The organism is Desulfosalsimonas sp. (assembly GCF_055149105.1).
This window is the reverse complement of record NZ_JBSRLA010000009.1, coordinates 21956-47467: the sequence shown is the minus strand read 5'-3', so window position 1 is coordinate 47467 and position 25512 is coordinate 21956. Positions and strand designations below refer to the sequence as shown.

22 protein-coding genes are annotated in these 25512 nt (G+C 56.0%); 10 read left to right on the top strand and 12 right to left on the bottom strand.

Translation table 11 applies throughout. From position 1 onward, the window contains the following. Positions 1-18 precede the first annotated feature (18 nt). Together ACTCIA_RS03570 and rsmG are read right to left on the bottom strand one after the other, a co-directional pair. Positions 19-1734, bottom strand: coding sequence for a YgiQ family radical SAM protein (locus ACTCIA_RS03570; RefSeq protein ID WP_463000431.1), 1716 nt, complete (start codon positions 1732-1734; stop codon positions 19-21). Then, positions 1735-3195 (bottom strand): 16S rRNA (guanine(527)-N(7))-methyltransferase RsmG, encoded by a 1461-nt coding sequence (rsmG, locus tag ACTCIA_RS03565; protein WP_463000430.1) that lies wholly within the window; start codon positions 3193-3195, stop codon positions 1735-1737. A 366-nt stretch (positions 3196-3561) separates the two neighbouring features. Here rsmG and ACTCIA_RS03560 point away from each other — a divergent pair, with 366 nt between their 5' ends. Further along, on the top strand, positions 3562-4305 hold the full coding sequence (locus ACTCIA_RS03560; protein WP_463000429.1) for an RluA family pseudouridine synthase: 744 nt from the start codon (positions 3562-3564) through the stop codon (positions 4303-4305). Between the two features lie 130 nt (positions 4306-4435). After that, positions 4436-5497 carry a 4Fe-4S dicluster-binding protein gene (locus ACTCIA_RS03555; protein ID WP_463000428.1) on the top strand — a complete coding sequence of 354 codons (1062 nt, stop codon included), beginning with the start codon at positions 4436-4438 and terminating at the stop codon, positions 5495-5497. A gap of 748 nt (positions 5498-6245) precedes the next feature. Here ACTCIA_RS03555 and ACTCIA_RS03550 read toward each other — a convergent pair. Then, positions 6246-6923 (bottom strand): 2'-5' RNA ligase family protein, encoded by a 678-nt coding sequence (locus tag ACTCIA_RS03550; protein WP_463000427.1) that lies wholly within the window; start codon positions 6921-6923, stop codon positions 6246-6248. 11 nt (positions 6924-6934) lie between these two features. Continuing rightward, positions 6935-7402 (bottom strand): MFS transporter permease, encoded by a 468-nt coding sequence (locus tag ACTCIA_RS03545; RefSeq protein WP_463000426.1) that lies wholly within the window; start codon positions 7400-7402, stop codon positions 6935-6937. Between the two features lie 362 nt (positions 7403-7764). Here ACTCIA_RS03545 and ACTCIA_RS03540 point away from each other — a divergent pair, with 362 nt between their 5' ends. The 4 genes from ACTCIA_RS03540 to ACTCIA_RS03525 all read left to right on the top strand — a co-directional run bounded on the left by ACTCIA_RS03540 (position 7765) and on the right by ACTCIA_RS03525 (position 11944). Beyond that, positions 7765-8598 carry an HAD-IIA family hydrolase gene (locus ACTCIA_RS03540; RefSeq protein WP_463000425.1) on the top strand — a complete coding sequence of 278 codons (834 nt, stop codon included), beginning with the start codon at positions 7765-7767 and terminating at the stop codon, positions 8596-8598. 111 nt (positions 8599-8709) lie between these two features. Continuing rightward, positions 8710-9456 (top strand): glucose 1-dehydrogenase, encoded by a 747-nt coding sequence (locus ACTCIA_RS03535; protein WP_463000424.1) that lies wholly within the window; start codon positions 8710-8712, stop codon positions 9454-9456. A gap of 108 nt (positions 9457-9564) precedes the next feature. Further along, positions 9565-10773: an FIST signal transduction protein gene (locus tag ACTCIA_RS03530; protein WP_463000423.1), complete on the top strand. Its 1209-nt coding sequence runs from the start codon at positions 9565-9567 to the stop codon at positions 10771-10773. 22 nt (positions 10774-10795) lie between these two features. Further along, on the top strand, positions 10796-11944 hold the full coding sequence (locus ACTCIA_RS03525) for a sensor domain-containing diguanylate cyclase (RefSeq protein WP_463000422.1): 1149 nt from the start codon (positions 10796-10798) through the stop codon (positions 11942-11944). A gap of 329 nt (positions 11945-12273) precedes the next feature. Here ACTCIA_RS03525 and ACTCIA_RS03520 read toward each other — a convergent pair whose 3' ends face one another. The 3 genes from ACTCIA_RS03520 to ACTCIA_RS03510 all read right to left on the bottom strand — a co-directional run bounded on the left by ACTCIA_RS03520 (position 12274) and on the right by ACTCIA_RS03510 (position 15641). Further along, positions 12274-12774 carry an FKBP-type peptidyl-prolyl cis-trans isomerase gene (locus ACTCIA_RS03520; RefSeq protein ID WP_463000421.1) on the bottom strand — a complete coding sequence of 167 codons (501 nt, stop codon included), beginning with the start codon at positions 12772-12774 and terminating at the stop codon, positions 12274-12276. 83 nt (positions 12775-12857) lie between these two features. Further along, complete coding sequence (locus tag ACTCIA_RS03515; RefSeq protein ID WP_463000420.1) at positions 12858-14213, bottom strand: ATP-grasp domain-containing protein; 1356 nt, start codon at positions 14211-14213, stop codon at positions 12858-12860. Between the two features lie 168 nt (positions 14214-14381). After that, positions 14382-15641: a metal-dependent hydrolase family protein gene (locus tag ACTCIA_RS03510; protein WP_463000419.1), complete on the bottom strand. Its 1260-nt coding sequence runs from the start codon at positions 15639-15641 to the stop codon at positions 14382-14384. Positions 15642-15894: 253 nt separating this feature from the next. Between ACTCIA_RS03510 and ACTCIA_RS03505 the strand changes: the two genes are divergently transcribed. Continuing rightward, the gene (locus ACTCIA_RS03505; protein ID WP_463000418.1) at positions 15895-16728 is read left to right on the top strand and encodes an alpha/beta fold hydrolase; all 834 of its coding nucleotides are present in this window, start codon (positions 15895-15897) and stop codon (positions 16726-16728) included. Positions 16729-16740: 12 nt separating this feature from the next. Here the strand turns inward: ACTCIA_RS03505 and ACTCIA_RS03500 are convergent, their stop codons facing one another. Continuing rightward, a complete protein-coding gene (locus ACTCIA_RS03500) occupies positions 16741-17442 on the bottom strand; it encodes a phosphoribosyltransferase (protein ID WP_463000417.1) in 702 nt (233 codons plus the stop codon). Between the two features lie 138 nt (positions 17443-17580). On the opposite strand from ACTCIA_RS03500, the gene ACTCIA_RS03495 reads away from it, so the two are divergent. After that, complete coding sequence (locus ACTCIA_RS03495; RefSeq protein ID WP_463000416.1) at positions 17581-18033, top strand: superoxide dismutase [Ni]; 453 nt, start codon at positions 17581-17583, stop codon at positions 18031-18033. On the opposite strand, the gene acnB is transcribed toward ACTCIA_RS03495, so the two are convergent. From acnB to ACTCIA_RS03480, 3 genes are all read right to left on the bottom strand, one after another. Beyond that, positions 18026-20542 carry a bifunctional aconitate hydratase 2/2-methylisocitrate dehydratase gene (gene acnB / locus ACTCIA_RS03490; protein ID WP_463000415.1) on the bottom strand — a complete coding sequence of 839 codons (2517 nt, stop codon included), beginning with the start codon at positions 20540-20542 and terminating at the stop codon, positions 18026-18028. The genes ACTCIA_RS03495 and acnB overlap by 8 nt on opposite strands. After that, entirely contained in the window at positions 20539-22551 is a 2013-nt protein-coding gene (locus ACTCIA_RS03485) for an oxidoreductase (protein WP_463000414.1), read from the bottom strand. The genes acnB and ACTCIA_RS03485 overlap by 4 nt, the downstream gene beginning before the upstream one ends. A gap of 244 nt (positions 22552-22795) precedes the next feature. Further along, entirely contained in the window at positions 22796-23410 is a 615-nt protein-coding gene (locus ACTCIA_RS03480) for a TetR/AcrR family transcriptional regulator (RefSeq protein WP_463000413.1), read from the bottom strand. A 179-nt stretch (positions 23411-23589) separates the two neighbouring features. Here ACTCIA_RS03480 and ACTCIA_RS03475 point away from each other — a divergent pair, with 179 nt between their 5' ends. Next, positions 23590-24108, top strand: coding sequence for a cob(I)yrinic acid a,c-diamide adenosyltransferase (locus tag ACTCIA_RS03475; protein WP_463000412.1), 519 nt, complete (start codon positions 23590-23592; stop codon positions 24106-24108). Positions 24109-24112: 4 nt separating this feature from the next. Continuing rightward, positions 24113-24637, top strand: coding sequence for a bifunctional adenosylcobinamide kinase/adenosylcobinamide-phosphate guanylyltransferase (cobU, locus tag ACTCIA_RS03470; protein ID WP_463000411.1), 525 nt, complete (start codon positions 24113-24115; stop codon positions 24635-24637). Here cobU and ACTCIA_RS03465 read toward each other — a convergent pair. Next, a complete protein-coding gene (locus tag ACTCIA_RS03465; RefSeq protein ID WP_463000410.1) occupies positions 24630-25424 on the bottom strand; it encodes an NRDE family protein in 795 nt (264 codons plus the stop codon). The genes cobU and ACTCIA_RS03465 overlap by 8 nt on opposite strands. Between the last annotated feature and the right edge of the window lie 88 nt (positions 25425-25512).

Genomic DNA, 25512 nt, shown 5'->3' with positions numbered 1-25512 from the left:
GGAGTTGGCAAGGGTCTTTTATTGCGGTTTTTTGGGTTTTGCGGTCCGGGCTGCCGGGGTGAGGATTTGTTTCTGGGCCTGTTTGCGGCGGGGGTCGGTTTCCACGAAAAGGGGATTTTTGCCGGGCCATGTTTTTTTTGTCCAGTACATGAGCGTGGCCACGGTGGCCGGAACCGGGGTGAAGATCTGGACCTGTTCCGGGGCAAAGCCCATTGCCCGGGTGCAGAAGTCCTTTACCGCTTCCATGTCTTTTTGCGTGCATCCCGGGTAGGCGGCCAGGAAATAACCGGTGAGATAATATTTTTTGCCCAGGCGTTGGGCGGTTTTGCGAAAGCGGCGGATAAACTGCCGGGTGAGGTCAATATCAGGCTTTCCCATTAGTGTGAGCAGATGACTTTCGCTGTGTTCAGGGGCGATTTTGAGCTGGCCGGAAACATGATGGGCGATGATTTGCTCCAGGTAGGCCTGCCCGTTTTTCAAGTCAGCAAGGATCAGGTCATGGCGGATGCCCGAGCCGATAAACACGTGTTTGATCCCGGCAATTTTGCGCAGATCCTTTAACAGCCGGATCTGGGGGCCGTGGTCCACGGCCATCTCCGGGCAGACCCGGTCGCCCAGACATCTTTTCCGGATGCAGGCCCCATGGGTTGCCTTTTTCCTGCACTCGATTGCATACATGTTTGCAGTGGGCCCGCCCACGTCTGAAATCACGCCTTTAAAATCCGGATGCCGGGCCAGGCTTTCGGCTTCCCTGAGGATGGATTGATGGCTGCGGCTGATCACGGTTTTTCCCTGAAGCGCGGTAATGGCGCAGAAGTGGCATTCCCCGTAGCAACCCCTATGCGAGATAATGGAAAACGCAATGGTGTCAAGGGCCCGCACGTTGCCCTGGTTCGCGTGCACGGGATGGGCCCGGCGTCTGTAGCCGAGTTCATGGATGCGGTCTATCTCCTGCTGACTCAAAGGTAGCTGCGGGGGGTTGCACACAAGGTAGCGGGTGTCCTGGAGCTGGCAGAGACCGCGGGCCCTGACAGGATCGGTATTTTTGTAAAATCCGGAAAACATTTCCACAAAGGCGTCCTTGTCTGCGGCGGCTTTGGCATGGGCGGGCAGTTCGAGAAATCCTTCGGGTTTTTGGGCTGCGGCATAGCAGATACCCCGCAGATCCGTGAAGTCCTGTTGGTTTTGGAAGCGGCGGGCAAGCTCCAGCACGGTTTTTTCCCCCATGCCGTAGACCAGCACATCGGCCTTGGCATCAAACAGGATGCTTCTGCGCACCTTGTTGGTTTTAAAATCATAGTGGGAAATCCGGCGCAGGCTGGCTTCCATGCCGCCGAGCACAATGGGCCGGGTGTTTTTGAAATGCCTGCGGATCAGGTTGGTGTAGGCGATCACCGCCCGGTCCGGCCGACGGGTGTTTTGTCCGCCAGCGGTGAGATCGTCGCTTTTGCGTTTTTTGCCCGAAGCCGTGTAATTGGCCACCATGGAGTCCATGCACCCGCCGGTCACGCCCCAGAACAGTTCCGGTTCTCCCAGGCGGGCAATATCAGCACCATCGTTTATGTCCGGCTGGGCGATCACTCCGGTGCGGAAACCCGCGTCCATGAGCACGTTGGCAATAACAGCAGCGCCCATGTGCGGCACATCCACATAGGCGTCCCCGGTGACCAGGATCACATCCAGGCTGTCCCAGCCCATGTCCTGCATCTGTTTTCGTGTGGCTGGCGGAAACATTTATACCCGCCTTTCCTGCGACCAGGCGTAAAGGGCAATGGCTGCTGCGGCCGCGGCATTGAGCGATTCCACCTTTTCACTCATGGGAATGGAGACCGCGTTTTTCTCCAGCCCCTTGGGCAGGCCCGGGCCTTCCATGCCCGGCAGCAGGGCAAAGGATGGGGGAAACGCAAATTTGGAGATGGGCGTGCCCTTCATGGAAAGGGCCACCACAGGCAGATCCGTTGGCAAATCGCCGATGGACGGGCCCTGCATGAGATTGGCATGCATCACCGCACCCCCGGAGGCCCGGATGGCCCGGGGATGGAAAGGATGGGCGGCTTCTGCCAGAAGGACGATGTTTTCCGCGCCAAAAGCCACCGCCGACCGGATTACCGCGCCCACGTTTTCCGGGTCCTGGAAGGGCACCAGAACCGTACATCCCGGAGGCAGACCGGCGCCGGGCTGCCACGAAGGGATGGAAGGGATTTCCACCAGCAGCAGGGGCGACCGGGTGCCAAGGATGTCTATGGTGTCAAACAGTTCCGGGGCCAGCCGGTACCAGGCGGCCCGGCCGGGCAGATTTTCCGGGGGCGGCTGGTTTTCAGACCATGAAATCCAGGCCAGGCATTTGTCGCAGCATTGGGCAATAATGTCTGTGATCTGCTTTGTCCCGGATACCAGGGCCTGGTTTTGCTTTTTCATGCCCTTTGCGGTTAGCAGTTTTTTCAGATCCTTGTATGTGGTGTTTTGTTCGCTTTCCATGTTCCGGACCCGGTGTTTTTGTGCAGCCTGCTGCCTGCGGCGGGCCGGGGGCGCATCTGTGCGCTCAAATATCACCAGACGTCTTTGATTCGGAGTGTCGCCGATGCTGTAGGCCGTGTCCTGCCGCAGCTCAAAACTGCGGGAAAAGGCCTGCTTTGCGGCCGCGATTTCATCTGCGCACCCCGGCCCCTTCATGAAAATCACAAGGCCGCCGGTCTCCAGGCAGCCCTGAACCCGGTGCAGGGTTTTTTCCATGTGTTCCACCGCCCGGGTGATCACGCCGGAAAACATCTGCTCAAATGACGGGGTTACGGAATGTCCGTATACCCGGATGCCGGAAAGACCGAGACCGGCAATGGTCTGCTCCAGAAACGCCACCCGGTTCTGCCGGGTTTCGGCCAGCACGATCTCTGTATCCGGAAAAGCGATTTTCAGCGGGATTCCCGGCATGCCCGGGCCGGTGCCAAGGTCCAGCAGGGGGGAGGGAAGGGGCGTGAGCTCACCGGGCAGAATCGAGTCGGCATAAAGCTTGACCACCATGTTTTCAAACCGGTGAATCCGGGTGAGATTCAATTCCGGGTTGGCCTGGCGCAGCCGGTTGTGGTATTGCCATAACAGATCGATCCGGTCCCGGGCAAGCGCGATGCCGCAGCTTTGCAGAATCCGGTCCATGTCTTTGGGACCCGGGGGTTTGCTTTGCGGTTTTTTTTGAGCCATTTCCCATCAACCTCGATGATACCGTAAAATCTGTTTATCTCGCTGCCGCGGTATTTTTGCAGAGAGGAAAATCCATAAGCGCCTTGGCTGATCGGCGGCGCGCAAAAGCAAGTTTCCTCGCTTCAGGAGCCTCCTGGAGCCACAATTTCCGCTCGGAAACCCGCTTTTCCGCGCCGCCGTCAGGGTTAAGCAGTACAATTTCGGTATAACGTAAAAAAGAAATTTCCTTAGGAGTCCTGAAACTGATATAATCGATAAGCAATATAAAAATAAATTATTGATTTTACTTAACACTTAATCACTTAAAACTTAACACTGCTTGTAAGAAAGACTTTTTACAGGCTCATCAACCTTGAATCCTGAATCATGAACATTGATCCCGGTTTTATCAACACGGCCAAATGGCCGGTGTTTTACGAAGACAATCACCTGCTGGTGGTATATAAACCATCCGGGCTGCTGATACAAGGCGATTGCACAGGCGATGTCTGCCTGCTGGAACTGGCCCGGCAATATATCAAGATCCGGTATGAAAAACCCGGAAACGTGTTTCTGGCCCTGGTCCACCGCCTGGACCGGCCGGTTGCCGGGGTGGTGGTGTTTGCCCGCACATCCAAGGCCGCCTCCCGACTGAGCCGGCAGTTTCGCACGGGCCGGGTGGAAAAGCAATACCTGGCCGTGGTTCACGGGGTGGTTCCCGGCAGGGGCGGGGACCTGGCCAATAATATGGAGCGCAAAGGCCCCACCAGCCGCATTGTTTCCGCCCCCACTGCAAAGAGCCAGGAGGCCCGGCTTTCCTACCGGGTGCTGGGTATTGCTGAAAACAAGACGTTTTTGGAAATCGATCTGGACACGGGCCGTCACCACCAGATCCGGGCCCAGTTGGCCCACCTGGGTTTTCCGGTCATGGGGGATCTGCGCTACGGGGCTCCAAACCCACTGCCGCAAAAACAACTGGCCCTGTTTGCCCATAAACTGTCCTTTGATCATCCAACAGGACAGCACCGCCTCAGCTTTACCGCCTCTCTGCCCGCAGACTGGCCCTGGCCCGGGATGAACACGGATGCCAACGCCGTGGTCTGGGACTGGAAAGCTTTTGTTCAAAAATAACGAACGGTCGTTTTATTTTCGTTGACAACCATTCCCAACAAAAATAAGGTTATCCTTCAAAATCGGTTTCATTGCAACCAAACCTGTCAACTGCAAAAGAGACATAACGCGGATTCGCCAAGGAGGCCCCATGAGTGAGGTATACGAACAATTGCGCCAGCGGCTCGACGACCTGGGAACAGGTTTTCCGGCCACGCAAAACGGCGTGGAAATCAGCATTTTAAAGCAGCTTTTCACCGAGGAAGACGCGCGGATGTTTCTGATGCTCACCCCCATGCTCGAAGACCCGCAAACGGTGGCCAAGCGCCTGGAACTGCCCGAGGACCAGACCGCGTCCCACCTGGAAGACATGGCATCCCGGGGTCTGCTGTTTCGCCAGAAAAAGGGCAAGCGGGTCAGGTACGGGGCTGTGCCCTTTGTGGTGGGCATTTATGAGTTTCAGTTAAACCGTGTGGACCGAAAGCTCGCAGAGGAGCTTGAATCCTATTATCAGCAGGCCCTGGGCAAGACATTTCAGCAATGGTCCACCCCGGTGATGCGCACCATCCCCATCAACCGGGAAATCGTGTCCGAATGGCCCATTGCCGCGTATGAAGACGCCATGACAATCATCGACAATCAGAAGACCATTGCCGTGGCCCCGTGCATCTGCCGGACCTCTGCGGCCCAAATCGACCAGGCGTGCGACAAGCCCCTGGAAACCTGTTTTCTGTTCGGTTCCCACGCGGCCTATTACGTGGACAACGGCATGGGCCGCTACATTGAAAAGGATGAAGCCAGGCAGATCATTGCCAAAAATGATGAGGCCGGCCTGGTGATGCAGCCCTTCAACTCCCAGAGTGTGGGCGGCATGTGCTCCTGCTGCGGCTGCTGCTGCGGCATGCTCCGGTCTTTAAAACTTCAGGACAGCCCGGCAGAAGCGGTCAAGAGCAACTATTTTGCCGAAGTTGATGAAGAGGTCTGCGTGGGGTGCGAGACCTGCGTGGAACGCTGCCAGATGGATGCCATTTCCATGGTTGATGAAAAAGCGCATGTGGTGGAAAACCGCTGCATCGGCTGCGGTCTGTGCGTGACCACCTGCCCCACGGATGCCATGGCCTTAAAGAAAAAATCCGAGGACAATCTCTACCTGCCCCCGGAATCCGGCATGGAAACCTATATGCGCATTGCCAAGGAGCGGGGCAAGATCTGATTTATGCCTGGAAAGGGGCTTTCTTCCTCCAAGCCCTCACTTTCACCGCAGGGAACGTGACCACAGCGTCTATATAATCAGCTTTTGCGGGTTTTCGCATGAGCCGGGTCGGGTGCGATTTGTTTGTCTGCGGCTCGGTTTCGGCGATTGGGCCGGGACTTTGGCTGGAATTTTAAAAACTCGGGCGGATCGCCCTCAAACAGTTTAAAATTCCGGGCGCCAAAGCCCCGGCCCAATCTTTTGCCGAAACCGCGCCAATGCAGCCAAACAAACCACCCCCGCCCCGGCTCATGACCAGCACACTGGGAATATGTGCCAGCAACTGTTTTTTCCCGGAAGGTTCTTTGAATTTGAATGCCGATAAGAGTTGGTGAGCCCGGAAGAATGCTTCCAATGTGTTTTACGGAGTTATCGAATTTGCACAAGGGCCCCCAAGGAAGCCCGAAGGGCGGGGGCGGTTTTTGAAGCGACATTGATCTTTTTTGCGGAAAAATTCAGCCGATGCCGGAGCCGGAAAATTTCAAACTGTTTGAGGGCGACAGCCCGAGTTTGTAAATTTCGGCGAAGGCATCGGCTGAATCCGCAAAAAGGCTCAGGAGCGAAAAAACCCGCCCCCGGCCGCAGGGCTTTCTTCCTCCAGGCCACCACCATCTTCAACCCGGAAGAAGTCACAACCGCAACATCGGCATAACCAAGGCGGAAGCTGCTTATGCCGATGTTCGCATGAGCCGTGTCGGGTGTGCTTTGATTATTTGCCGGCTGTTTTGAGCTCGATTTCCTGTTGGGCTGAAAGCGGGCCTGCGATTTCAAAGGCCGAATAGGTGGACAGGGTGATTTTGTCCACTATGCAGGAAATCCGGTCTTTTGTCTGGAACGCCGCCATTTTTTCGGCCACATCCCGGGTGTTAAACGCACCGGCATACAGGCCGATTGTCAGGTGCGGAACATAGGCTCTTGTCCGGTCTTCATAAAAGCTGTTGGTTAAAATCCGCCGGATTTGCGCCAGTCCGCCCTGGGTGTCAAAGACCTCCAGAAACGGTGCTGCTGCAAAACTGTTCATCCCGCCGATGCAAATCTCAAAGGGCTGTATGCGCGTCTGCCAGAGATCCTGCAGATGGCGCCGGAGGCTCTGGCTGCTGTAATCATCACTGAATCGCGGGTTATGGGTCAGAAAGCCGCATACCAGAAGGGTGACATGGGGCTGGCGGTAATAGGGGGAGAAAAGAAAGGGCTCCATCCACGCCTTTGCCGCATCAAAACGCGATCGGATTTGTTCATTGCAAATACCCACGGTCCAGACCGCAAAATTCTCCCGCCCTTTGTGCCACTGGCTGTAGTCGCGATTTTTTGTGGCCAGGGTGGCTTTATAAGACAGAAATTCATTCCAGACGGCACGGGTTTGGATGTCCCTGGCTTCTGCGGGCATTTCTGTTTTCTTTATTTTTCTGTGATTACGTATTTGCTGCCGTTTGTGCAGATTTGCAGGCGGCCGTTTTCATCTTCTTCCATGAGTGCGGACATCCGGATCATGGCCCGCTCGGCAAACCGGATGCGCTCATCGTTGTTTATGGCATAGAGCCGGTCATCCTGGATATAAAGCGTTTCCGGATCCAGCAGGATCTCCCGGCCCGTGTTGAGCACCAGCCATATTTCGTTGTTTTGTTTTCGGATGTCAAATGCGAACAAGGCCGTGTCTTCATAGGGGAAATAGACTTTCTCCCAGATCCCGCCCTTGTCCTGGAGAACGAAATAGCCGTTTTCATCCCGGTGAATGTGCCGGTGAAAATAATCGATGATTTTCTTTTTCCGGAACCGTCCGCCGTCATTTCGCCACCACCCCTCGCTGTCGAGCCAGAACACGGCCTCTTGCCTGGGGATCACCACAATGTCTGCAGGTTGGTCCATCTGATGCATTTCTCTTTTATTATTTGCGGCCTGGTTGAAAGATGCCTGCATCATATCTTAAAATTCATCCAGTGCAAACCCGGAAACATCCGAAAACCCCCAATAGCCGTATTTCTTTTTTCCTGCGTTGCCAGTCCCCGAAATCAGGAGGGGTGGAATGGTTTGATGAAATTTTTTGATTATATTATACATTGAGCTTCAGGAATGTCTATGATCAGGGTTTGGTTTTTGAAACGACATTTTCCGAAACCATTATCAATGAAAAATTGTACTGGTGCCATGCAGAACCGGCAAAACGCCAATGACCAGGCAGCATGCCGGGTGCAAAGCGTTTTTTCAACCCTCGAAAATCGTTTAAACTCATGTATAAGGACAACAGGACCTACCAAAAAGCGTTTATCATGGATATGGACGGGGTCGTTTATACCGGCTCTCACCTGATTCCCGGTGCAGGCGAGTTTGTCGGCAGACTCCAGCAGGGCGATTACAAATTCCTGTTTCTGACCAACAATTCCTACCACAACCCTGAGGAAATCAGGGATCGGCTCATGGGGATGGGCATTGATGTCCCTGAGGATTGCTTCTATACCTCTGCCATGGCAACGGCCAGCTTTCTTCGGGTACAGCGGCCGGAGGGCTGCTCCGCCTATGTGATCGGCGGACGTGGAATTGTCGACGAGCTGGAAAACGCGGGCATCACCATCACCTCGGACAAACCGGATTATGTGATTGTCGCCGAGACCGAGCAGTATGATTACGCCAAAATCATTGAAGCAACCCTGCTGATTCAGGAGGGGGCCAAGTTTATCGCCACCAATCCGGATCTGACCGGACCCAGCCTGAGGGGCCCGGTGCCCGCTTGCGGCGCCCTGGTCGCACCCATTGAACGCGTGACAGGTGTGGTGCCCTACTTTCTGGGAAAGCCCAATCCGGCCATGATGTTCTGGGCCCGTAAGAAACTGGGCGTGCATTCGGCCAACTGCTTCATGATCGGCGATCGGATGGACACCGACATTGTGGGGGGGCTGGAATCCGGAATGACCACATGCCTGGTTCTCAGCGGTGTGACCAGCCGGGAGACCATGAACCGATTCCCTTATCAGCCTGACTATGTGTTTGAAAATCTTGGGGAAATTGATCCCGAATCCATCTTTTCCAGAAGAGACCGGGTGGAAAACGCCATGCCCGATAGCTGAGCAAAACCTGTTTTTTGCAGAAATGATGATACCCGTGTTGTGAAAGTTTCCGTCCGGAAGCGTTGACAGTGATTGTGGAATCCGGAAAAAGCAAATAAAAAAGGGGGGAATATGGAAGCTGTATTGAAAAACAAAACAGCTATCGTAACCGGCGCATCCCGGGGCATTGGAGGGAAAATCGCTTTGAAACTCGGCCAATCCGGCGCCTCGGTGGTGGTCAATTATGCCAAAAATGCAAAAGCTGCAGACCAGGTGGTCTCGCAGATCACTGAAAGCGGCGGGCAGGCTGTTTCCGTGCAAGCGGACATGCAAAAGACAAGTGAGGTCAGCGCATTGTTTGATGCTGCCGGGAAACAATTCGGTTCCATTGATATTCTGGTCAACAATGCCGGCATTGCATTGTTTAAAAAAGTTGCCGACTTCACTGAAAAGGAATTTGATGATAGTTTTGCCGTAAACGTCAAAGGCCTGTTTTTTGCCTGCCAGCAGGCGGCCAAAAAAATGGCGGACGGCGGAAAAATCATCAATATTTCCTCGTCCGTGACAAAGATGATGCTGCCTGATTACGGCGTCTATGCCGCCACCAAGGGGGCTGTGGAGCAGATCACCAAAGTGCTGGCAAAGGAGCTTGGCCACAGAAAAATCGCAGTCAATGCCATCTCGCCCGGACCCGTGGACACGGAACTGTTCAGGCAGGGCAAGACAGAACAACAAATACAAAATCTTGCGGATATGGCCGCATTCGGCCGCATCGGCACCCCCGGCGATATTGCCGGTGCCGTACTGCTTCTGGTCAGCGGCGAAGCCGGCTGGATCAGCGGGCAAAACCTGTGTGTCAACGGCGGTTTTGCGGCGTGAAGCAAAGCCGGTTTGCACGGGCCAGTACATGAAACCGCCAATCATAATACCGGCCCGGGGTTATCTGTCCCCTGATTCGTTTTTATTGTTTTATTAAAGGGGCACTGAATGCATATATTTGTATCGTATTCTCAAAAAAATGATGCCCGGGAGGCTGCAGAACAGGCCTTTTGCGATTTAACCGCCAACATGGCCGGTATGCCGGACTTTCTTTTTGTCTGCTACACAGAAGTTTACGATTCCAGGGCTATCTGCAGCACACTTTCCAGGCTTGCCCCGAAAGTTCCGGTGCATGGGGCAAGCTCGTGTCGCGGGGTCATGACGGGTTCCGGGTTTATCCCCGGCAGTCCGGGTGCGCTTGGATTGTTCGGGATCTATGATCCGGACGGAGATTATGGGGTTGGTTTGCGCTGTTTTGAGGAAAATCCCGGGCAGTCCGGTGCCGAGGCCGTGGCTGAAAGTCTTGAAAACGCGGGCAGGCCTGGTGAATCTCCTCATTTTGTCTGGATTACCGCCACTCCGGGATACGAGGAAAAACTTCTGGCTGGAATCGAGTCTGTGCTGGGTCCGAATGTGCCCGTTTTGGGCGGAAGTGCTGCAGATGATACGATCTCCGGCAACTGGTCTGTCATTGGAAATGGCCAAAGCAGCAGGGCGGCAGTGGCCGTAAGTTCAGTTTTTTCCAGTGTGGAGCCTGGTTTTTCCTTTCACAGCGGTTATTCTCCCACCTCTTGTTTTGGGGTGGCAACCAAAACCAACGGCCGGGTTCTTCAGGAGATCGACGGCCGTCCGGCCGCGCTCGTATACAATGAATGGACAGGCGGGGCAGTAACCCCTGTGCTGTCCATGGGCGGCAATGTTGTTCAATCCACGAACTGGTATCCGCTGGCCAGGTTCAGTCATGACCTGGGCAAAGTTCCCCTGTATCTTCTTTCCCACCCTGAAACCGTTTTGTCAGACAACAGCATGAGCTTGTTTACAGATATACATGCCAATGACAAAATTACGTTGATGACCGGAAATCGAAAAAGCCTGATAAACCGGGCGGCACGGGTGGTGGAAAGCGTTTTGTCAAGCCATGATTGCCAGCCGGACCAGGTCAGGGGCGCATTGATTGTTTTTTGCGCAGGCTCCATGCTGGCGGTCCGGGACGATATGGAGGAGGTACAGCATAAAATCAAATGGGTTCTTGGAGATGTACCGTTTTTGACGCTATTTACCTTCGGGGAGCAGGGCTGTCTTACCGAAGGGGCCAATTGTCATGGCAATCTCATGATCTCGGTCATTCTTTTCACCAATCTGCCGTCGGCTCTGTAGCCGATTTGCGCGGAGAAGCGGCATGCCATCAGATATAAAGAAAAAAATTCAAAACCTGGGCAACGAGGAACTTTACGAAATTGCCCTTGACCGTGAACGAATGCGCAGCCGGGAAAGACAGTCACGCAGGCACAGCGAGTTGCTGCTGCAGGGTCTGCAGGTGCTGACATCCTCGGATACGGCAGAATCCGGACTGCTCAATATCCTTTTGTCCATAGACAGGTCTGAGTCCCTGGATGGTTCATTTGTTTTGGTTTCAGACGAAAGCAGTTCCCTTGAAGTTTTTTCTTCCACCCTTCCGGGGGTTTGGGGAACAAAATGGTATCCCGGAGACATGTTCAGCCGCATGTTTGAAAGGGGTAAACCCATCATCGTGCATGACCTCCGGCAGCCTGCCGAGTGGAAAGACAAGCCGGAAATCAAAAGAATTTACAGATCTGCTGTGCACGCACCTTTTTATTTCGGCAAGTCCCGGGCGGCAATTATATGTGTGAGCAAAGGCCACGGCTTTATCAGGTACATGCATGCCAAATTGCTTTATCGTCTGGGTCCCCTGCTGACCCAGGCCCTGGTTTCAATCCAGAATCTCAGGCAGTTAAAAAACGCCCGGGCCGAGCTCGAGGAGAAATCACAGCAGTTGGAGCAAGCCCTGGGCAAGGCAACCCGTTTGGCCGGGACCGATTATTTGACCCAGGTTTTAAACCGCAGAAGTTTTTTTGATGCTGCTGAAAAAGAGCTGTATCGGTCCTGTCAACTGGATTTGCCGCTTTCCGTGCTCGTCCTGGATATAGATAATTTCAAGGCAATAAACGACAATTACGGGCATGCTGCCGGGGATGCGGTGCTTGCCGATCTTGCCAATCTTTGCAAACGCCTTCTCAGAGATTCAGACGTTCTGGCCCGTTATGGGGGGGAGGAATTCATGGTGCTGCTGCCGGCAACTCCGAAAAACAGGGCTGCCAAGGTTGCTGAAAGAATACAGCAGGCCGTTGCAAAGGCAAGCTTCAACGGACTGCCGGCCGGACAAAAGGTCACAATCAGTATCGGTGTGGCCGGCAAAGATGTCTCCGGGCCCTTTGAGATTGCCACTCTTATTGATCATGGGGACAAGGCCATGTATGAGGCCAAAAAACAGGGTAAAAACCGGGTTGTGCTGTATCCGTTTGATTAAGACGTTCTTTATGCCAGAATCACAAGGCCGGGCCTCTGGTGCCGGTAAAAAAGATTGTTGATACTTTTTTGGGGGGGGACCGTGACCCGGCTATAGGTGAGTTTCGCGGCTTTCAGATCTCTGCAGGAGGCTCAGGCCTTATTGTCTTCGGCTTCACGCATGGTCTGCTGACAGATCTTAAGGCCTATGGCGGCGTCCTTTGCCCATTGCCTGGATGAAGGGCTTTTTATCAAAGAAGGCCTGGGAAAAGCACAAAAAAAACCGGGGCAGGGACCTTTTGGCCCTCTGCCCCGGTTCGGGAATATGAAAAAATTATCCGGCGGATACCATCAGCAGGAGCAGCCCGAGGAGCAGTCACAGCCGCCGGTGTCGCATCCGGGCTGCATCTGCTGGGTCGGCTCGTCATTGATGGCCTTTACCTCGATTTCAAAGTTCAGGTTCTGGCCGGCCAGGGGATGGTTTAAGTCCACCACCACCTTCTCGTCGTCGGCCTGGGCGATTTTGGCCGGGATCTGCTGGCCGTCCGGGGTCTGCAGGCCGATGACATCGCCTACCTGGGGGTTCATCTCCGGGGGCACTTCCTCCCGGGAAAAAGTGTGCAGCTGTTCTTCATCCCGGTTGCCATAAGCCTGGTCCGGCTCCAGGGTAAAGGACTTTTTTTCATTCAAGCCCATGCCCAGAAGGGCCTGTTCAAAGCCCTGGATTACCTGACCTGCACCCACCATGACCTCCATGGGCTGGCTCTCATCACTGGTATCAAAAACTTCGCCGCTATCCAGGGTGCCTTTGTAATGAACGGTGACAAACTTGCCGTTTTCAACTTTTTGCATAAAAAAACTCCTTTGGTTAAATTGATTTTGTTCAATTTACCCTAGGGATGAAAACGCACAAGTCAAGTTTTTTTTATTGGTTTTCAGTCCTCCGGAACTGGCTGGGCGGCCAGCTCCCGGCTGCCGCCATAGGTTCTGCGCGGCGGGGATTCAGGCACTATGCCGCTGCCCTCCCCGTTTTCCAGGGCCTTGCTGAATCGATAGCCCAGCATTGAAACCACTTGGTGGTATTTTTCCATGATCTGTTGGTGGCTGTCTCCGGGCACATCCACCACCGCGTAGCGATAGCTTTCCGGGTTGTGCTTAAAATCAGATAAATGCGCGTTTTCATGAATCAGATTGCGGATGTTGACCTCTGGATATTTCATCCGGATTTCCGCAAATGCACTCTGGGTGGGGGTCTCAAGTATCCGGGCATCGTGGAAAAGATGCAGCTCAAAATTGTAGCACGCCGAATGGGTCATCCTGCGTGTTTTGACCGGCTCCGGCCTTTGGCCCGTAGCCACGTCGCAGAGCATGTGCAGGGGATCTGTACCGGTGACCGATTCGATGGTCTTGGCAAACTGAAAGGCAATGCGGCTGTTGACCTCGATGATGCCGAATTTCTGTTTTTCCTCGTCTGCCCGCAGCTCCACGTTGAAAAAGCTGTTATCAATGCCCAGGGCCGGGATCAGCTTTTTGAGGGCTGTTTCGATTTTGTCCTGCAGGTCCGGTTCAAACCGGTGGGGGAAGGCATGATAGAAAAAGCTGTTGGTATCCGGGTGATAAACCGCCCGGGTGATACCGAAAAAGGTCACTTCCCCTTCAAACACGTAGCCGTCCATGGTCACCTGGGTGCCGGAGATCAGTTCTTCGCACAGAAAATCGTTGCATGTGGCAACATTTAAGGCGTTGTGATAAGCCGGGTCAATGGCCAGGGCATTCAGGTAATACTGGTTGAATCGGGCAATATCAATGCTTTCCCTGGCAATGTAGTATTCAAGTTCGCCTGCCTGCTCCACCCTGTGGCTGCCAAAGGAGATATTGGCGCGCGCGGGTTTGATGAAAAACGGAAACGACAGCCGGGAAGGGTCGCGCAGATAGTCCAGGGCCAGGGCATAAGCCGGGGTGGATTCCGGGATGACATCGCGCTGGATGCGCCGGAAAAGATACTTGTTCTGGGTGTTGATCACCGCGTTGACCGGCGCGAAACGGTGGCCGGTTTCCTGGGCGATAATGGCGGCAAACACGGCTGAGGAGTCATGGGTTCCCACAATGCCGTCATACATTTCCGGGTTGTTTCTGATCCGTTCAATGGTCTGCTCCAGGTAGGGCCGCACGCCGAACTGGAGGATTTTTTCTGCTGTTTCAATGGTTAGGTCATATTTGTCCTGATGGGCAAAGCTTTGCTCCACCATGTCAATGTCACTGGCATCGCATAAAAACAGAATTTTTTTCATGGCAAAGCCTCAATATCTTCTATCTTTTAAAATGGTTGCCTGTATTGCCGCAATGAAGTGTACCCGCCGCATGGAGTCACGGGGGTATAGAGCCGGGTCTTTTTGTTTCAGGCGAAAAAACAGGAGACTGTCCTGTCCGGGTGAGAAAAACGGGCAGAACAGGGTTTATTAGCCCGGCCCCAGGGGCGATTCAGGCGACCACTGGCTGGTGTCGACTTTTCCGGATACGGGCTTTCCGTCCTTGAAGACCAGAGAGATCTGATCCAGGGAGCCCAGGGTCTCGATATCCTCTATGGGGTTTTGGTTGACCACGATGCAGTCGGCCAGTTTTCCGGGTGTCAGGGATCCGACCCGGTCTTCCAGTCCCAGGGCTTTTGCGGCGCGGCTGGTGGCGGCAATAATGGCTTCCATGGGATTCATAAGCTCGTTTTTGACGTACTGGATAAGCTCCATGGCGTTTTTGCCGTGAAAGTTGTACGGCGTGCCCGCATCGGTTCCCATGATCACGCTGACGCCTGCGGCAATGGCATGGTGCAGGTTTTCCAGCCGGATGCGGGCAACATCGTTGGCCTTGTCAGACATGAACCTGGGGATCTGCTGGCAGATTTCTTCGGAATCATTGTTGCACATCCAGTAATTGGAACTCAGGGTGGAGATGAGATAAACCCCGGAGACCGCCATCATTTTGAGGGCTTCCGCATCTGCCAGGGTGCCGTGCTCGATGGTGCGCACCCCGGCGCGCACGGCGTTTTTGATCCCCTGGGCTCCGTGGGCATGGGCGGCCGTGTGCTTGCCGGCCTTCTGGCCTTCATTGACCACGGCTCGTATTTCGTCAACATCGAGCTGGGCTGCGCCGGGTATGCCGCCCGGGTTCATGATGGCGCCCGTGGCCATGACCTTGAGCAAGTCAGCGCCTTCCTTGATCTGCTCTCTGGCGGCCCTGCGGTTTTCATCCACGCCGTCCGCCTCCCGGTACAGGCCCTTGAAATATTCGCTGCCGGCCGAAAGCATGCAGATGATTTTTCCCGAGGCCAGGATGCGCGGGCCGGGAATCAGTCCTTCCTCAACAGCCCTTTTTACCGCAATGTCAATGTAATTGGCAGAACCTGCGTTTCTCACCGTGGTGATGCCGGACCTGAGGGTGTTGGCCATTTCCCGGGCCGCCCGCAGGGTTCTGAGCTTGTCCTCCACCAGGCTTTCATGGCAGGTGTCGGCCATGCCGTGCATGTCCAGGTGAATATGGGCGTCGATCAACCCGGGCATGACAAATTTGCCGGACAGGTCATGGCGCACCGCATCTTCCGGGATATTCACCTGCTCCTTGGGGCCGGCTGCAGCAATTTGGTTGTTTTCAAACACCAGCACGGCATCCGGCAGGCATTGTCCCAGCCCGTCAATCAGGGTCATTTTTTCCAGTACCGTATGCATCCCGGCTCCTTGTGCAAAATCATGCCCGGCAGGGACCATTTGGGATATCCATACCGGGCCTGGGGTTTTTTGGGCAAACAGCTGTTTTATCCGATCATTTTCCTGTTAAGGCGGAGTTAAAATAATCTTCATTAGTATCAGTATGATAAGCAGAAGTCAACCCTTGTCAAGACCCGGGTATCTTTGATTTGAAATTTGTGTGTTCTCTTTGTATAAAGGTTATTTTAACCAACAGTGAAAGGATGTTTTGTTCATGGCGTATTTTAACCGGGGCAATGCCCGAATTTACTATGAGGACAAAGGAGCCGGCGAGCCGGTGATTGCCGTGGCCGGGCTCATGGAAAACACCGCTTACTGGGATCTGACCGGTGTGGCAGACGAGATTTCGCAGCATTTCCGGTTTGTGTCAATGGATATGCGCGGCCACGGCTACACCGAGGCGGAGGGCGATGCCCCGGGGTTTGACTGCGAAACCGTGGGTGAAGACATCATTGCCCTGGCCGATCACCTGGGCCTTGACCGGTTTCACCTGCTGACCCATTCAACCGGCGGGTTTGCCGGGGTGCGCTATGCAATGAAGGATTGCTCCAGGTTCGCCTCCCTGATTCTGACCAACACCGCCTCGTTTACCTCCCCGGTGCCCGGGGACCGGAAAAGCATTGACCAGTTTCACGACAATTTTGCCGCATTGTTTGAAAACCTGGACTGGGAGACCATGATCGCGGGGTTAAAAGATAGGCCCGGCCCGTTTTTCCGGGGTATCGTGGAATCGGAGAATGCCGATGAAATGCTTGCCACCGCCCTTTCCATGGCAAAGCGAAACAACCGCTTTGTCATCGCCGATTTCGTGCGCAGCTTCTATAAGGATCCGGACCCGAGAATCGAGGGTTTGCGCGGCATCACCTGTCCCGTGCTCATTGTCTACGGAACCAAGGATGACCTGTTTGTGGAATCCAGCCGGCTCATGGCAAAGGAAATTCCCGGTGCCCGGCTTTTGGAGTATGCGGATATCGGGCACATGACCGCCATTGAAGCCCCGGAGCGGCTGGCATCGGATGTGCTGGATTTTTTGCGCAGCCCGGCCTGATTTCTCAAAATATCAAAAATCCGGGGCCTGTGTGTCCGGGCCGCTGTGCATCAGGTCCATGAGCTCCTGCTCGGACACATCGGTCCAGTGCTCGTAGGCTTCGGCAACGGCAAAGGATCTGCCGGAGCGAAGATTTGCGCAATAGAGCCGGTCCACCATTTCCCCGGCCGCCTCTGCGGCCTGGCGGTGGGCCGTTGGCACGGCCACGACCACCTGCCTGGCGCCGGCCTTTTTTACCGCGTCAATGGCGCAAAACATGGTAAACCCGGAGGCCAGCCCGTCGTCGACAAGGATTGCGCTTTTATCCGAAAGATCCGGGAAGGGCTGCTGCCCCCGAAGTGTGCGGCTCCGGCGGCTGACTTTTTCCTTTGTTTCGGCAATGCCTTCTTTCATCTGCTGGTTTGTCAGGTTCAGCCGGGCCAGCAGCATTTCATTTAACCGCATGCTGCCGTCAAAGGCAATGGCCCCGTATCCGGCCTCGGTGTTCCACGGCAGGGTGATCTTGCTGACCACGGCCACGTCAAATGCCGCCCCCAGTTTCTGCGCAACCACCTGTCCCACCGGAACGCCGCCTGCGGGAATGGCCAGCACAATGGCATCGGGCCACGCCTCCTGTCCCAGCATTTGGGCCAGCACCTGCCCGGCGTGCTGACGGCTGCGAAATACCAGCCGTTTTTCCGCAAGTTCGGGCAGGGAAATGATTTTTTCTGTCATGGGCTCTCCTGTTTGTCGGTCAAAAGAGATCTTTGCCGGATTTGAAAATTGCGCACACCATGTACATGTTTATGGCTACAGGCAAAATATGGCCTGCAAATCTGTTTTTTTCAAACAACCGTCTCAAGGAGGAAGGAAATGAAAAAATCGCTTCAGATCATTTGCTGTGCTGTTGTGTTTGTGCTCGGGACCCTGTCTTTGGTTCACGCCCACTGCGAGATTCCCTGCGGCATCTATGATGATCCGGCCAGAATCGAGCTGATGCGCGAGCATATCACCACCATTGAACGCTCCATGGATCAGATCCACGTCCTTTCAAAGGATATGAAAAACGGCGACGTGGCCCATCACAACCAGATGGTGCGCTGGGTGACCAACAAGGAAGACCATGCAGGAAAGCTCCAGCACATTGTTTCCCAGTATTTCATGACCCAGCGCATTTCCGCAGATGATGCAAAATACGCGGAAAAAATTGCAGTTCTCCACCAGATCCTGGTCGAGGCCATGAAATGCAAGCAAACCGTGGATACCGGCCATGTGGAAAAACTGCGCGACCTGGTGGACTGGTTTGAAACCCTTTATCTCAAATAGCCGGCACCAGCCCGGCATCGGCCACATGGTTTCTGTATTCGTCCGGATCCGGGATGTGTCCCAGAATGGCAGACACGGCCGCAAGCTCGGCTGAACCCAGATAGACCCGGCAGTTATTTCCCATGCGATGGGGAAAGTTCCGGGTGGAGGTGGAAACCACCACGGCATTGTCTGCCACCCGGGCCTGGTTGCCCATGCACAAAGAGCAGCCCGGCACTTCCATCCGGGCCCCGGCCCGGCCGTAAGTGTAAAACCACCCCTGCTGGCGCAGATGGCGGGCGGCCAGCCGGGTGGGCGGGGTTATCCACAGGCGCACGGGCACGGCCCCGCCGGCGTTTTCAAGGATTTTGCCCGCGTTTTCCATCTGGGCAATATCGGTCATGCACGAGCCGATAAACACCTCGTCCACAGGCGTGCCCGCGATTTGGGAAAGCCGGCGCACGTCATCGGGATCATTGGGGCAGGCCGCGATGGGCTCGGTGATCCGGCTCAGATCCACTTCCAGGTCAGCCGCGTATTGGGCGTCTGCATCAGCGCGCAGAAGATGCGGATCATTTAACCAGGCCTGCATTTTTTCCATGCGGGCCTCAATGGTTTGGCGGTCGCCGTAGCCTTCCCGGACCAGCAGGGACAAAATTTCGATGTTTTGTTTGAGAAATTCCGCCACCGGCTTTTCATCCAGGCGGATCACGGCTGCCGCAGCCGAACGCTCGGCTGCGGCATTGGTCAGCTCATAGGCGGCGGTCACCGGCAGGTGAGACAGGCCTTCCATTTCCATGATCCGGCCGGAAAACACGTTTTTCTTGCCGGATTTTTCCTTTGTGAGCAGCCCCTGCTCCATGGCCGCATAGGGTACGGCATTGACCACGTCCCGGATGGTGAGCCCTTGTGCCGGTGTTCCGGTAAAGCGGACCCGCACGGACTCGGGCATGTCCAGGGGCATAAACCCGATGGCCGCGGCAAAGGCCACCAACCCGGAGCCGGCTGGAAAGCTTATGCCGACAGGAAACCGGGTGTGGGAATCACCGCCCGTGCCCACGGTGTCTGGCAGCAGCATGCGGTTTAACCAGGAATGGATGATCCCGTCTCCCGGGTGCAGGGCCACGCCCCTGCGCTGCTTGATAAATTCGTGCAGGCTTTCCTGCATTTCAATGTCCACGCTCCTGGGGTAGGCTGCAGTGTGACAAAAGGACTGCATCACCAGATCAGCGTTAAACTGCAGGCACGCCAGTTCCTTTAGCTCATCGCGGGTCATGGGCCCGGTGGTGTCCTGGGAGCCCACGGTGGTCATTTTGGGCTCGCAGTACTGGCCCGGCCGCACGCCGTTTTCCCCGCAGGCCCGGCCCACCATTTTCTGGGCCAGGGTGTAGCCGCGGGGGCTTTTTTCAGGCTCCACCGGCCGGCAAAAGATTTCCGAAGACCCCAGGGCCAGGCGGTTTCGGGTTTTGTCCGTGAGGGTGCGGCCGATGATCAGCGGGATGCGCCCGCCGGCCCGGACCTCGTCGAGTATGGTGGCGGGCTTGAGGGTAAATTCTGCCACTGTTTGGCCGGTGTCCGCGTTTTCAATCACCCCGTCATGGGGCCGGATCACCAGCACATCGCCGTTTTGGATGCCGGATACGTCGCATTCAACAGGCAGGGCTCCGGCGTCTTCCAGGGAGGTGAAAAAAATCGGCGCGATCTTGCCGCCGATGACCACCCCGCCCCGGCGCTTGTTGGGCACGTGGGGAATGTCGTCTCCGATATGCCACAAAAGCGAGTTGGCAGCTGATTTGCGCGATGAGCCCGTGCCCACCACATCGCCCACAAACGCCAGGGGATGGCCCTTTTGCCGGAGTTCGGCCATGGTCTCCAGGGGTTTTTCAATGCGGTTTCTGAGCATGGCCGTGGCATGCAAGGGAATATCCGGCCGGCTCCAGGCTTCTGAGGCAGGGGAGAAATCATCGGTGTTGATCTCTCCGTCCACCTTGAAGGCCGTCACCGTGATGGTTTTCGGCACTTTCGGAGCGCGCAGAAACCATTCGGCTTCAGCCCACCCGTCAATGACCCGCCGGGCCTGGTTGTTGACCGCGGATTTTTCAAACACCTTTTCAAAGGCGTCAAAAATCAGGATCGTGGCCGCCAGTGCGTCTGCGGCCTTTGCGCACAGCTGCAGGTCATCGAGCAGTTCAATTAAGGGGTCAATGTTAAAGCCCCCGCCCATGGTGCCAAGCAGATACACGGCCTGCTCCGGGGACACCATTGGCGATGATTTTTCACCCCGGGCAAGGGCGGCCAGAAAATCGGCCTTGATTTTGGCGGCTTCATCGACCCCGGCCGGCACCCGGTCGGCAATCAGGTCATAGACAAGCCCGGGGTCGGCATCTTGCGGATTTTGCAAAAGTTCGGTCAAAGCCGCTGTCTGCCGGGCATCCAGCGGCTTTGGCGGAATCCCCAGGGTGTTTCGCTCCTGCTGATGTGCGAGATAGTCGTTTATCATGCTGTTTTCATTTTCTGTTTTGTCATTCATTCAATGCGGCTTCCTGCGGCATATCCCTTGTGAACCGCGTCAAAGGCCATGCCGATGTTTTCGGCATCCCCGGCAATGCTAAAGGCAATGCCCATGTCCCTGAGCCGGTCTGCCAGGGCGTTGTCAGACCGGGCCCCGACGCAGAGCACCACCGTGTCGGCTTCGATTTCCGTGGCCTGGCCCTCCTGCTGCTCCACCCGGATGCCGGTTTTGGTGATTTCCAGGGCCCGGGTGGCGGTCATGGGCTGGATGCCGAACCTGGAGACATCCTGCATCATGCCCCAGCGGGTGGTTTTGCCGAAATCCTTGCCGATTTTGTCCATCATTTCAAGGAGGGTGACTTCCTTGGTGCCCTTGACACAGTATTCGTAAAGGGTGTCTGCGTCTTCAGCCCGGTTGATGAGCAGAAATTTCAGGGTTTCTCCGTCCAGGGTGCCTTTTTCCGCCAGGAACAGGGCGGTTTCCACGCCCACTGCACCGCCGCCGACCACCACAACGCGTTTTCCCGTATACACCTTGCCGGCCAGCACGTCCCAGGCCTGTACCACGTGACCCAGCTCCACGCCGGCAATGGGCGGGGTCATGGGTTCGGCGCCGGTGGCCAGCACCACGTGATCGGGTTTCTGCTGCTCAATCAAAGCTTTGTCCACGGCCGTGTCCAGGTGCACCTCGATGTTGCGGCACCGGAGCTGCTGTTCCAGGTCCCTTGCCAGCTGGGCGAACTCGTCTCTGCCCGGAGGTGCGGCCGCAAGGTAAAGCTGGCCGCCCAGGCGGCCGGATTTTTCATACAATGCCACCAAATGGCCCCGGTCTGCCGCGGCAATGGCCGCGTTCATGCCCGCGGCCCCGCCGCCGATGACCATGACCTTTTTGGGCTTGTCTGCGGGTTTGACCGTGGCTTCATGCTCATGGCCGGCCAGGGGGTTGCAGAGGCATTCCACGTGTTTTAGCTGAAACAGATTGTCAAAGCAGCCCTGGGCGCAGGCCACGCAGTGAACGATCTGGTTTTCTTTTCCTTGTTTGGCTTTCTGCGGCAGGTTGGGATCGGCGATCAGGCTGCGGCCCATGGCCACCATGTCGCACATGCCGTCTGCGATCATGTCCCTTGCCGTGTCCGGGTCGTTGATGCGGTGGCTGGCAATCACGGGCACGTCCACGGCCTCCTTGATGCCCCGTGAAAGATAGGCAAACGCCCCCCTGGGCACGGCCGTGGTGATTTGGGGCACCCGGGCCTCGTGCCAGCCCACGTTGATGCACAGGGCATCGACCCCGGCCCGGGTGACCAGGGCCTTTGCATATTCGCGCAGCTCGTCTCTGCCCTGGCCTTCGGGCATGAAGTCATTGCCGTTCATGCGCACGATCAAAGGGAAATCCGGGCCCACCTGTTTGCGGATGGCGCGCATCACCTCGATGCCGAACCGGATACGGTTTTCAAAACTGCCGCCGTATTCATCCTCGCGCTTGTTGGTCAAAGGCGAGAGAAACTCGCTGATGAGATAGCCTGTTCCGTGAAGCACCTCCACGGCGTCAAACCCGGCTTCTTTGACCCGCCTGGCGGCCTGGGTGAAATTGTCCACGATTTGCTTGATTTCCGGGATCTCAAGGGCGCGCGGGGTTTCCCGGGTCATCCGGGAGGCCACCGCGGACGGGGCCACCGGCTGCTGGCCGTTTAGGAAAAACGACATGTTGTAGCGGCCCGCGTGGTTGAGCTGCACTGCGCTTTTGGCCCCGTTTTCCCTGATCACATCAGCGAGTTTGGCAAGCCCGGGCACGAATTCGTCCTTGTGAGCCCCGATGTTTAAGGAGTTTCCGGACAGTTCGTCCACTGTGGCGTAGCCCACACAGATCATGCCGGCCCCGCCTTTGGCGCGCTGCCGGTAAAACGCCAGGATCTGTTCGGTTACCTGGAAATTGTCGGCCATGCCAAGGTGCATGGCCGGAAGATAGATCCGGTTGTCCACCTGCATGCTGTTGATGGAAATCGGGTTAAACAGCGGGTCCTGTATCATTTTTCCCCCTTTGGTCGAAATAAATTGGGTTTGATAGCACCGTAAAAAGTCCAATATCGGCGTTACGCGCGATTCCTCAGAATTTCACGTACGGATAAGTACGCTGCATTCTTCGGAATCGCGCAAGCCTTGATCTTGAACTGTTTACGGCGCCATCTAAAAACTTACTTTTTACGAAACCATCTATATTTAAAAAAAACAAAAATTCCTTATTCATGCGGTTGGCGTCAAGGAAAAAAGCCGCTTAGGTCTGTGTATGCCGGATGTCTTTGATCAGGGCCTCGATGTGATCCACGGCGTCTGTCACAAAAGTGTCCCGTCCTGTGACCCGGGCCAGGATGCCCCCGCCTTCAAACAGCGAAAGAATCAGACCGGCAGTGCGCCGGGCATCGGTTTCCGGCCGGATCTCCCCGGTTTCAATGCCCTGGCTGATCAGACCGGCTATGCGGTTTTTGAGTAAATCAACGGTTTCGGCCACGCGCCGGCAAAGGGCCGGGTGCGTATCGTCGGCCTCTGTGGCCGTGTTGACGATGGGACATCCCCCGTAGGCGCAGGTATGGGCGTAAAGCTTGCGAAAGACCGCCGGGCAGGCCGCAAGTTTTTCGCCCGGGGTGTCGGCCCGGGCCAGTTCCCGGGCAAAAATCCGGTTGAGAAAAGCTGCGTGATAGTCGTAGACCGCGAGTATCAGCTCATCCTTGTTTTTGAAATTGCCGTAAATCCCGCCCTTGGTCAGCCCGGTGGCAGCGGTGAGCTCGGCAATGGAGGTGCCTGCAGCCCCCTTTTTGTTGATCAGGGGAGCTGCCTTTTCAATGATGCGGCGCCGGGTGCGCTCGGATTTACCATAACTGTTGAGTTCCATATCCCTTTTATTAATACCGGTCGGTATATTTTGTCAATGCGCAATCCGGCCCCTTATGTCAGCAGAGGCTTTTTTCCGGGGCGGGAATGTGGTAAGAAGATTTCATTCACGTCCCGGCCACATCCGGGTCACATTTTGGACAGGGGATGGGGAAATATTGCGGCAAAAGGAGGCGTTTTTTGGAAAAGGGATATATCCAGGTTTATACCGGCAACGGCAAGGGAAAGACCACCGCGGCCCTGGGCCTGACCCTGCGTGCGGCCGGCGCCGGGCTCAGGGTCTATATCGCCCAGTTCATGAAAAAGGGCCATTACAGTGAAATCCGGGCCCTGGAGCGGCTCTCTGACCAGGTTACCGTGGAGCAGTTCGGCACGGGCCGCTTTGTGCTGGGCAAGCCCGATCCGGAGGATCTTGAGGCCGGCCGAAAGGGACTGGCCGCAGCCGGGCAGGCCATGCTTTCCGGTGAATATGACATGGTTGTGCTCGAAGAGGCCAATGTGGCCTATGAGAGCAAAATTATCTCAGAGCGGGATCTCATGGATTTTGTATCCGCCAAACCCGACGGGGTGGAGCTGGTGCTCACCGGCCGCGGCGGGGCCCCGGGCGTGTTGGAGCGGGCTGATCTGATCACTGAAATGAAGCCGGTGCGCCACTATTTTGAGCAGGGCGTGGGCGCGCGCACCGGAATTGAGAGCTGAGCCAATGGACGGCAGAGAAGTTCATTTTGTTCTGGGCGGCTGCAGAAGCGGCAAAAGCAGCCATGCCCTGGCCCTGGCAGATGCCCGGACCGGGGAGAAAAACATTTTTGTGGCCACCTGCATGCCGGCAGACGAGGAAATGCAGGCCAGGGTGGTGCGCCACCAGCAGGAGCGGGACCCCAAATGGCAGACCGTGGAAGAGCCCCTGGAGTTGGCCCGGGTGATCCGGGAACACCTCGGCGCGGACGTGATCCTGGTGGATTGCCTGACCCTCTGGATTTCAAACCTCATGGCCCGATATGAAGACGATGACAAGGTCATGGAACAGGTGGAGGATCTGGGCCGTGCCCTGGGTGAAACCGTCTGTCCGGTGTTTTTGGTCTCAAATGAGGTGGGCTCCGGGATTGTGCCGGAAAATGCCATGGCCAGGCGGTTTCGGGATCTGGCCGGCTTTGTCAACCAGCATGCGGCCCGGTGCGCCAGGCGGGTGACATGGATGGTGGCCGGTATTGCCGTGGAGATCAAGTAGTGCCGGGCATATCCGGCCATTGAAGCTCAAACCGGCGGGTCTCTCCGGGCTTCGGGCCGGCCTGATCTGCCAGAAATGTGCGTTCCCAGAACTGCAGCCGGTTGTTTTTGTCCAGGATAAGGGCCGAGGAACACCGGGTCCCGTAATCGGGGCTGACAACAAAGACCGGTGAAAGGGTCCGCTCCCAGTCTTTGCCCACGCCCGTGTCCGGCAGGTGCTCGTCTGCCGCGGGCCTGGGATCGTAGAGCAGGTCCAGCACCGCGTGGGGCTCGATAACCGGGCTGGCATCGATCAGGGCGGCGAGTTTCTGCTTCATGGTGCGGACCTTGGGCCAGGGGGTGTCGAGCAGGTGGTTGCTGATGCCGTGGATGCCTGCTTTAAGCCGGACAATGCCGCTGTTTTTGTTGGAATACCACCATATCTGATTCAACCATCCCGTCAGCAGGTTAAAACCGCAATACTGATCCCGCTGCTTTTCCACTTCGGCAAGATAGCTCTCCGGCTGCTGGTCTCCGGCCAGAAAGTCTTTGACCAGCTGGCCTCTGGATTTGCCCCATGGGGTCATGGCAGACGGATCCCGGTAATTGGTCACCGCCGCGATTCTGCCGCCGGGCGTGACCCCCAGCCATGTCCCCCGGCTCTGCAGGTCCCGGCCGGCCAGGATATGTGGGTTATCCTCCCAGAAATCCAGGGCCGCGGTGGGCCGGCTGTAGAATTCATCCCGGTTGGCCGCGATGATCAGCGGGTATTCCGGGTGGGCGTCTATGGCGATGACAATGAGGCACATGGCAGGCTCGGCTTTCGTGTTTCTGCTTGTATTTGCAGCGCAAATCTGATAATAATGTCATTTTATAAAATTAACAATAAAATAAGCG

Bases quoted from the DNA above. Each gene is read 5' to 3' on its own strand.
- rsmG (WP_463000430.1), bottom strand. From the start codon at position 3,195: ATGGCTCAAAAAAAACCGCAAAGCAAACCCCCGGGTCCCAAAGACATG.
- cobU (WP_463000411.1), top strand. From the start codon at position 24,113: ATGGACGGCAGAGAAGTTCATTTTGTTCTGGGCGGCTGCAGAAGCGGC.
- ACTCIA_RS03545 (WP_463000426.1), bottom strand. From the start codon at position 7,402: ATGGACCAACCTGCAGACATTGTGGTGATCCCCAGGCAAGAGGCCGTG.
- ACTCIA_RS03540 (WP_463000425.1), top strand. From the start codon at position 7,765: ATGTATAAGGACAACAGGACCTACCAAAAAGCGTTTATCATGGATATG.
- ACTCIA_RS03570 (WP_463000431.1), bottom strand. From the start codon at position 1,734: ATGTTTCCGCCAGCCACACGAAAACAGATGCAGGACATGGGCTGGGAC.
- ACTCIA_RS03560 (WP_463000429.1), top strand. From the start codon at position 3,562: ATGAACATTGATCCCGGTTTTATCAACACGGCCAAATGGCCGGTGTTT.
- ACTCIA_RS03525 (WP_463000422.1), top strand. From the start codon at position 10,796: ATGCCATCAGATATAAAGAAAAAAATTCAAAACCTGGGCAACGAGGAA.
- ACTCIA_RS03485 (WP_463000414.1), bottom strand. From the start codon at position 22,551: ATGATACAGGACCCGCTGTTTAACCCGATTTCCATCAACAGCATGCAG.
- acnB (WP_463000415.1), bottom strand. From the start codon at position 20,542: ATGAATGACAAAACAGAAAATGAAAACAGCATGATAAACGACTATCTC.
- ACTCIA_RS03480 (WP_463000413.1), bottom strand. From the start codon at position 23,410: ATGGAACTCAACAGTTATGGTAAATCCGAGCGCACCCGGCGCCGCATC.
- ACTCIA_RS03510 (WP_463000419.1), bottom strand. From the start codon at position 15,641: ATGCATACGGTACTGGAAAAAATGACCCTGATTGACGGGCTGGGACAA.
- ACTCIA_RS03530 (WP_463000423.1), top strand. From the start codon at position 9,565: ATGCATATATTTGTATCGTATTCTCAAAAAAATGATGCCCGGGAGGCT.
- ACTCIA_RS03500 (WP_463000417.1), bottom strand. From the start codon at position 17,442: ATGACAGAAAAAATCATTTCCCTGCCCGAACTTGCGGAAAAACGGCTG.
- ACTCIA_RS03465 (WP_463000410.1), bottom strand. From the start codon at position 25,424: ATGTGCCTCATTGTCATCGCCATAGACGCCCACCCGGAATACCCGCTG.
- ACTCIA_RS03555 (WP_463000428.1), top strand. From the start codon at position 4,436: ATGAGTGAGGTATACGAACAATTGCGCCAGCGGCTCGACGACCTGGGA.
- ACTCIA_RS03515 (WP_463000420.1), bottom strand. From the start codon at position 14,213: ATGAAAAAAATTCTGTTTTTATGCGATGCCAGTGACATTGACATGGTG.
- ACTCIA_RS03520 (WP_463000421.1), bottom strand. From the start codon at position 12,774: ATGCAAAAAGTTGAAAACGGCAAGTTTGTCACCGTTCATTACAAAGGC.
- ACTCIA_RS03495 (WP_463000416.1), top strand. From the start codon at position 17,581: ATGAAAAAATCGCTTCAGATCATTTGCTGTGCTGTTGTGTTTGTGCTC.
- ACTCIA_RS03550 (WP_463000427.1), bottom strand. From the start codon at position 6,923: ATGCCCGCAGAAGCCAGGGACATCCAAACCCGTGCCGTCTGGAATGAA.
- ACTCIA_RS03505 (WP_463000418.1), top strand. From the start codon at position 15,895: ATGGCGTATTTTAACCGGGGCAATGCCCGAATTTACTATGAGGACAAA.
- ACTCIA_RS03535 (WP_463000424.1), top strand. From the start codon at position 8,710: ATGGAAGCTGTATTGAAAAACAAAACAGCTATCGTAACCGGCGCATCC.